Consider the following 7,036-nt stretch of genomic DNA (forward strand, 5'->3'; position numbering starts at 1 on the left):
TCCGGTACGCGGTGAAACGCGATTAATTTGCAATGTCATGACAGACAGGGAGGTATCAGAAGGCGCAGAAGGGCTCAAGCGCAGAACTGATCACATCTTTCCCTTATGCCCCGTCTTCGGTCTCCAGCAGGTCGAACTGACCGTCATCCCCGTCTTCGCCATCATCCGGATCGATATCATCATCATCGCCCATGGTGATCGAGGTCAGGCCCGGCCGCTTGTCCAGCATGCCCGTTGCCTTCAATTCTTCCAGCCCCGGCAAGTCGCTGAGAGCCGTCAGCCCAAAATGGTCAAGGAACGCGTCCGTCGTCCCCCAGGTCAGCGGCCTCCCCGGTACCTGACGCCGTCCGCGCGGCTGGATCCAGCCGGCTTCAAGCAGCGCATCAAGCGTCCCCTTGCTGACCGCGACACCGCGAATTTCTTCGATATCCGCCCGCGTGACCGGCTCATGATAGGCGACGATGGACAGGGTTTCGACCGCCGCACGGGACAGCTTCCGGCGCACGGCCATCTCGACCCGCAGCGCGTCTCCCAGGTCGGGAGCGGTCCGGAAGGCCCAGCGCTCCTTGATCTGCACCAGATGAACGCCGCGTGCGGCATAGCGTGTCTGCAATTTTTCCAGAACGCTTTCGGCGGAAACACCATCAGGCAGCCGTTCGGCGATTTCAGAGACCGGCAACGGGTCCTTGCTGGCGAACAACAGGGCTTCGACGATCCGTTCAGCCCGGCTTGGCCCGGTGTTTTCAGGGATTTCAGAACTCACGCATCACCCTCCCGGGAGCGGAAGTAGATCGGGGCGAAATTTCCGGCCTGATTAATCTCCGCCTTCCCGTCCTTCACCAGTTGCAGGGAGGCAACAAAGGTCGAGGCAACGGCGGAGCGCAGGCGCAATCCCTTGCGCAGACCGCTCGGCAGGAAGGAGAACAGGGTTTGCCATTCCGGCACGGCACCGAGCACACGGCTCAGGCGCTGGACCGCATCCTCGACGGAATAGAGGTGTGTCGCCTCAATGCGCAGGGCCAGCCTGTCATGGCGCACCCGGTGATCCGCATAGGCCCGCAACAACTCATAGAGCGTCACGTCATAGATCGGGCGCTTGCGAACGGAAATACTTTCACCCTGCCCTCTGGCGAAGAAGTCCGCGCCGAACTGTGGTCGGGACATCAGGGCCTCACCGGCCTGCTGCATCGCCTCCAGGCGCATGAGCTGGAATCGCAAGGCCTCGGCCATGTCTTCCGGGCTCTGCTCCTCCTCTTCCTTCTCCTCAGGCGGCAGAAGCAGACGCGATTTCAGATAGGCGAGCCAGGCAGCCATCACCAGATAATCGGCGGCGAGTTCAAGATTGAGTTTCTGGGCCTGATTGACGAAACCAAGATACTGTTCCGCAAGCTGCAGCACCGAGACATGAATGAGATCGACCTTCTGGTCCCGCGCCAGCTGCAGCAGAACATCGATTGGCCCTTCGAAACCGTCGATATTCAGAAACAGTGAAAGCTGAACCGGCTCCCGCCGCCGGCGGTGTTCCGGAACAGGGCTTTCGAAACCGTCGCTCATTCCCCGCCTCAGAGTTGTCCCGTGAGCATCAGGATGAAGTGTAGCAGATATTTCACGCAGAACATGATCAGCTGCATGGCGTAGCCCAGATCAAGCCCGAGTTCCCGACCGATATAGGGTACCAGGAACATCACCCCGATAACGATGAACAGACCATAGCGTTCAAGCTTGGAATAACGGACGGCCAAATCGTAAGGCAGCAGACCGGTGACGATCCGCCCGCCGTCCAGCGGCGGAATCGGTAACATGTTGAACACAGCCAGCACGAGATTGAGCAAAATGCCGTTGATCAGCGTCGCCTGCCACCAGGCGCTGAACCAGTCCGGGAACCAGGGGACCGTATGCAACAGCGCGGCCGCACAGAAGGCCAACACCACATTGATGGCCGGACCGGCGGCGGCGACCAGCATCATGTCGCGGCGGGGATTATTCAGCCGGGAGACGGCAACCGGGACCGGCTTGGCATATCCGAAGACGAAAGGTGCCCCGGCCAGTGCCCAGCCTGAAATCAGGCACAGCATCGGCAGAATAATCGTGCCGAACTTGTCTATATGGGCAAAGGGATTGAGCGTCACACGCCCCAGCAGACGCGCCGTCGGATCCCCCAGCATGTTGGCGACATAGCCGTGGGCTGCCTCGTGCAGCGTGATCGCGATCAGGACGGGCAAAGCCCAGATAGATGCGGTGAAGAGGACGTTCGAAATCAGGTCTTCCATCAGGTCGCGGCCTGACTGGTGCCCGTGAGTTCTGCAAAGGAAGCAAGCAATTCCTCGAACGGCATCGGCCGAGAGTCCCTTCGTATGCGATCGAGGAAGCCGAGAACGGCTTCAGCTCGCGCTAATGCTGAACCGGAGAGAGCGGGAGCCGCGCCGGCAACCATCTGCATCTCCGCCATATCGCCGTTGCAATGCAGGACGACATCGCATCCCGCTTCAAGGGCACGTGCCGTGGAAACCTCCAACGGGTCCGCCAAGGCCTTCATCGAGATATCGTCGCTCATCAACAGGCCATCGAAACCGATTTCCGCCCGGATGATCTCGTCGATAATCCTGGGAGACACCGTGGCTACCCGCTCCGGATCCAGCGTCTCATAGATGACATGGGCCGTCATCGCCATCGGCAGGTCCCTGAGGGCCTTGAACGGCGCGAAATCGATCTCCGTCAGCTCTTCCCGTCCGGTATCGACCCGCGGCAGGGCATGATGGCTGTCCACACCCGCCCGGCCATGTCCCGGGATATGCTTCATCACGGGGGCCACGCCGCCGGCCGCAAGGCCTTCCGACTGCGCACGCCCAAGCCGTGAAACGATCTCGGGCGTATAGGCAAAAGCGCGGTCACCGATGACATCATGCGCGCCATGCTGCCGTACATCCAGCAGCGGCAGACAATCGACATCAACACCGCAGGCCGAGAGCTCGGCGGCAATCAGCCGGGCATTGACCCGTGCCGCCTGTTCCGCCCTTACGGGGTCTTCGGCATAGAGTTCGCCGAACATGGCTGCAGGCGGCGCGGCACGCCATTGCGGCGGTTTCAGGCGTTGAACACGCCCGCCTTCCTGATCGATCAGCACCGGAGCATGACGGCCAACACAATCGCGCAAGTCTTCCGTCAGCATCCGGATCTGTTCGGGGCTTTCGCAATTGCGCTGGAACAGGATGAAACCGAAAGGATCGGTATCAATGAAAAACTGCCGCTCGGCCCGGTTCAGTTCCGGTCCGGCACAGCCAAGGATCAGGGCGCGCATTGGCGTTTCCCGTTTTAGCGTTTCACCACGAGGCAGGCCTGGCCCTTTGCCTTCAAGGCGGCACAGGCATCCCGTGCCGCGCTTTCGGTCAACGGGCCGCCCTGGACACGGAAAAACACGCCATTGGAAGTGGTCACCCGCTGATAGGTCGGGCTAAGTCCGTTAAGAAGGGAGCTGTTCCCGGCCTGGACGCGCTTCCATTCTTTTTCCGCCGCATCTTCGGTGCGAAGGGCCGCTATCTGAATGTTGAAGCCCCCACTCGCCACAGCCTTCGGGGCCGGAGCGGGCGCTGGGGCCGGTTCCGGGGCCGGTTTTGGTGCTGCAGGCGCCGCAACTTTCGGCGCCGGTGCTGGCTCTTCCGCCTTGGCCGGCGGTACGGCTGGTGGCGGCGGCGGGACCAGAGCTTTGCTCACAGTCTCTTCCGGTTTTTTAGCCGGCGGGATGGCAGCGGTTGCCGTTGATCCGGTCTGAGGTGCCGGCGGTGTTTCCGCAGAGGCGCTCGGAGCCGGTGTTGGGGCCGGAGCTTCTGCAGAATTATTTGCCGGAATATTCAATGGCTCTGGCGGCGGCAAAGGCGTTTCCGGAGGCGGCAGCAGCCTCTCGACCCGGTTTTGCCCGTTCTGCGCCCCACGGCCAGAGCCGAGATCGTCAAGCACCAGCTTGTCCTGGTGCGGAACTTCCATCCCCCCCGGGGAAACCGGCCGGACCTTCGTTGGCTCCGTCCCCGCCTTGATCAGCGGGGCAGCGGTTTCACTGCCGATGCGGCGTCCCTGGTCATAGGCGTACCAGACAACACCGGCGAAGGCGGCAACGGCAAGCGTCGCGGCAAGGATGGTCAATCCCCTGCCCTTGTTCTTTTCTTCGGACATCAGCGGCGGCGGGCCGGGGCGGTCCTCTTCCTCGATCATCCGCGGCCGTTCCGGTGCTCCCGAATGCAAGCTCATGCGCGCAGCTCCTCCACGGGTTCAACCCCGATGACCGAGAGGCCGGAGGCAATGACCGTCTGCGTTGCCCGGACCAGCGCGAGCCGGGCCATCGTCAACTCGGGATCATTATCGACCAGGAACCTCAAAGTCGTGTCTTCCTTGCCCTTGTTCCACAATCCGTGGAAACCAGCGGCGACCTCGCCGAGATAAAAGGCGATCCGGTGCGGTTCATGCGCTTCAGCGGCGCCTTCGACCGTGCGAGGCCATCCGAGTAACAGTTTCATGAGACCAAGCTCGGCCGGATCGGTCAAGCCGTCCAGCACTACCGGGGCCAGCCCTGCGTCGGAAAGATCCGCACCATCAAGCGCTTCAGCGGCATGACGCAACACTGAATGGCAGCGCGCATGGGCATATTGCACATAGAAAACAGGGTTTTCCCGGCTCTGCTCCGTGACCTTCTTGAAATCGAAGTCGAGGGTCTGGTCGTTCCGCCGGGTCAGCATGATGAAGCGCAAGACGTCCTTACCGACCGAATCGATGACATCGCGCAGGGTCACGAACGTTCCCGCCCGTTTCGACATCTTCACCGGTTTGCCGCCATCCATCAGATGCACGAGCTGGCAGAGCTTCACATCAAGCGCGCCCTCGCCGCCCGTCACCGCCTTAACCGCGGCCTTCATGCGCTTCACGTAACCGCCGTGATCCGCCCCCCAGACATCGATCATCTCGGTGAAACCGCGATTATACTTGTCGAGGTGATAAGCCACGTCGTTGGCGAAATAAGTCCAGCTCCCATCCGATTTCTGGATAGGACGATCGACATCGTCACCGAACTGCATCGCCTTGAACAGGCGTTGCGGGCGCGGCTCCCAATCGTCAGGCGTCTTGCCTTTTGGCGGCTGCAGCACACCGGTATAGAGCAGGTCGCGCTCTTCCAGCGTCCGCATCACGGCGTCGACGGCTCCGGCATCAACCAATGCCTTTTCGGAGCTGTAGATCTCCATATCAACGCCAAGCAGCCCGAGATCGTCCTTGATCCCCGCAAGTTGCTGCGCAATGGCGAATGCCCGGATTTCCGGCAGCCAGATCTCTTCCGGCTCATCCAGCCATTTTTTACCATCGCGCGCTGCCAGCGCTTCGCCGACCTCTTTCAGATATTCACCCGGATAGAAGCCTTCCGGAATGGTTCCGATATCCTCACCCAGCGCTTCCCGGTAACGGAGATGGGCAGAGCGGGCGAGCGTATCGACCTGGGCACCGGCATCGTTGATGTAATATTCCCGGGTCACGTCGAAACCGGCCTTGGCGAGCAATGCAGCCAGCGCGTCGCCGACCACGGCGCCACGGGCATGGGCCGCGTGCAGCGGACCCGTCGGGTTGGCAGAGACGTATTCCACCATCACCTTCTTGCCCGCACCGACATCCGACTGGCCGTAAGACACGCCATCCTTGAGCAGCCCGGCAATGGCATTGCGCCAGAAGCCGTCGACGATCCGCAGATTGATGAAACCGGGTCCGGCGATTTCTGCCTCGCTCACCTCTTCCCAGCCGCGCATCTTCACGATCAGCAACTCGGCAATGTCGCGCGGCTTCATTTTCGCGGGCTTGGCCAGCACCATCGCGGCGTTCGTGGCAATGTCGCCATGGCTTGGATCGCGCGGGGGCTCGACGCTCGCGCGGCTGATATCCATGCCGGAAGGTAGTGCCCCTTCGCTGGACAAAGCCTCTAGTTCTGCATCAAGTTTATTTTGAAAGTACCTGAAAACGTTCATTTAAGTCTTCGCATTTAGATCAAAGAGACGGGCATGCTCAATCACCGCGAAGCGGTCGGTCATGCCTGCGATATAGTCGGCGACAAGGCGCGCCTGTTTCGTATCGTCAATCTGGCCCGGCTGATCGTTGCCGGTGCGCTGCCATTGCGCCGGGAGACAATTGGGCTCCGCCATCAGCAATTCGAACATTTCCGTAACCACACGCCGGGCCTTGCTGGCCATGCGATTGACTTTGTAATGACGATACATGTTGTGGAACAGAAATGCTTTCAATGTGCGATTCTGTTCTTCCATCCCGGCAGAAAAAGAGATCAGCGGAACCGGAGCGCCGCGCACATCATCGGCCGAGTTCGGGCTGTGTTCCGCCAGTCTCCGCCTGCTTTCACCCAACAGATCCTCGACCATGGCGCCGATCAGACGGCGGACGATCTCCTGCGCCATCTTGGAACGGGAGAGCGTGCCGTAACTGTCCATCACTTCCGAAACGATGGGGCCGATAAGCGGCACATCGAGCATCATTTCGATTTCGAAAAGATCTGCATGCAGCGCGTCGTCAATATCATGCGCGTGATAGGCGATATCGTCGGAAAGCGCCGCTATCTGGGCTTCCGCACTGGCAAAACCACCTAACTGCAATGAAAGTTTCGAGTCGAGTTCGGTAATGATCGGGGGTACGTCACCGTTGCCATCCCGATCCGTCAGCGGACCGTTATGCTTGATGATCCCCTCGAGGGTTTCCCATGTCGGGTTAAGGCCATCAAACGCCGCGTAGCGCTGTTCCAGCAGGGTCAGAACCCGAACCGTCTGTACATTGTGATCGAAGCCGCCATAAGGCGCCATCACGGCGTGCAGGGCATCCTCGCCAGCATGGCCGAACGGGGTGTGGCCAAGATCGTGCGCCAGAGCCAAGGCTTCCGCCAGATCCTCGTTCAGGCCAAGGGAGCGGCTGATGGAACGGGCAATCTGCGCCACCTCAAGGCTGTGGGTCAGCCGGGTGCGGTAATAATCGCCCTCGTGATAGACGAAGACCTGGGTCTTGT

7 protein-coding genes are annotated in these 7,036 nt (G+C 60.7%); all 7 read right to left on the bottom strand.

Annotated elements, in window-relative coordinates; genetic code table 11:
• Positions 1–103: 103 nt before the first annotated feature.
• Entirely contained in the window at positions 104–763 is a 660-nt protein-coding gene (gene scpB / locus AAC126_RS09285) for an SMC-Scp complex subunit ScpB (RefSeq protein ID WP_339852530.1), read from the bottom strand.
• On the bottom strand, positions 760–1,554 hold the full coding sequence (locus tag AAC126_RS09290; protein WP_339852533.1) for a ScpA family protein: 795 nt from the start codon (positions 1,552–1,554) through the stop codon (positions 760–762). Before AAC126_RS09290 ends, scpB begins: the two co-directional genes overlap by 4 nt.
• An 8-nt stretch (positions 1,555–1,562) precedes the next feature.
• Positions 1,563–2,270: a site-2 protease family protein gene (locus AAC126_RS09295; protein WP_339852535.1), complete on the bottom strand. Its 708-nt coding sequence runs from the start codon at positions 2,268–2,270 to the stop codon at positions 1,563–1,565.
• Positions 2,270–3,298 carry a beta-N-acetylhexosaminidase gene (nagZ, locus tag AAC126_RS09300; protein WP_339852537.1) on the bottom strand — a complete coding sequence of 343 codons (1,029 nt, stop codon included), beginning with the start codon at positions 3,296–3,298 and terminating at the stop codon, positions 2,270–2,272. The genes AAC126_RS09295 and nagZ overlap by 1 nt, the downstream gene beginning before the upstream one ends.
• Before the next feature lie 14 nt (positions 3,299–3,312).
• Positions 3,313–4,242 (bottom strand): SPOR domain-containing protein, encoded by a 930-nt coding sequence (locus AAC126_RS09305; RefSeq protein WP_339852539.1) that lies wholly within the window; start codon positions 4,240–4,242, stop codon positions 3,313–3,315.
• Positions 4,239–5,996 (bottom strand): arginine--tRNA ligase, encoded by a 1,758-nt coding sequence (gene argS, locus AAC126_RS09310; protein WP_339852542.1) that lies wholly within the window; start codon positions 5,994–5,996, stop codon positions 4,239–4,241. The genes AAC126_RS09305 and argS overlap by 4 nt, the downstream gene beginning before the upstream one ends.
• The coding region (locus AAC126_RS09315) for a deoxyguanosinetriphosphate triphosphohydrolase (RefSeq protein WP_339852543.1) at positions 5,997–7,036 on the bottom strand (1,040 nt) is incomplete at its 5' end.

This window comes from uncultured Nisaea sp. (assembly GCF_963974195.1).
In the GTDB taxonomy this organism is placed as follows: Bacteria; Pseudomonadota; Alphaproteobacteria; order Thalassobaculales; family Thalassobaculaceae; genus Nisaea.

Coding starts and splice junctions, on each gene's coding strand:
- AAC126_RS09290 (WP_339852533.1), bottom strand. CDS start 1,554: ATGAGCGACGGTTTCGAAAGCCCTGTTCCGGAACACCGCCGGCGGCGG.
- AAC126_RS09295 (WP_339852535.1), bottom strand. CDS start 2,270: ATGGAAGACCTGATTTCGAACGTCCTCTTCACCGCATCTATCTGGGCT.
- nagZ (WP_339852537.1), bottom strand. CDS start 3,298: ATGCGCGCCCTGATCCTTGGCTGTGCCGGACCGGAACTGAACCGGGCC.
- AAC126_RS09305 (WP_339852539.1), bottom strand. CDS start 4,242: ATGAGCTTGCATTCGGGAGCACCGGAACGGCCGCGGATGATCGAGGAA.
- argS (WP_339852542.1), bottom strand. CDS start 5,996: ATGAACGTTTTCAGGTACTTTCAAAATAAACTTGATGCAGAACTAGAG.